The organism is Tolypothrix sp. VBCCA 56010, from assembly GCF_050875635.1.
Classification (GTDB): Bacteria; Cyanobacteriota; Cyanobacteriia; order Cyanobacteriales; family Nostocaceae; genus Hassallia.
This window is the reverse complement of the sequence record NZ_JBPAOH010000568.1, coordinates 1-207: the sequence shown is the minus strand read 5'-3', so window position 1 is coordinate 207 and position 207 is coordinate 1. Positions and strand designations below refer to the sequence as shown.

Annotated in this window: 1 protein-coding gene; it reads left to right on the top strand. The window is 41.1% G+C overall.

Annotated features, from left to right (window positions below; translation table 11 throughout):
• Positions 1-109: 109 nt before the first annotated feature.
• The coding region (locus AABK37_RS42385; RefSeq protein WP_432557328.1) for a helix-turn-helix domain-containing protein at positions 110-207 on the top strand (98 nt) is incomplete at its 3' end.

Sequence of the window (207 nt, the reverse complement as noted above, 5' to 3'; positions counted from 1 at the left end):
CCCTTGGCGTTGCCGCAGGCTAGCCTCTCGCACAGAAGCGTGCCGTTAGGCAAGCAACATTATTTTTTTGTTTGTGGTATACTCTTATCACTAATAAACAATTCTGATAATGTACAAAGCTTATAAGTTCAGATTGTATCCAACTTCAAAGCAGCAAATAGCTTTAGCCAAAAGCTTTGGCTGTTGTCGCTGGTTTTGGAATTATGC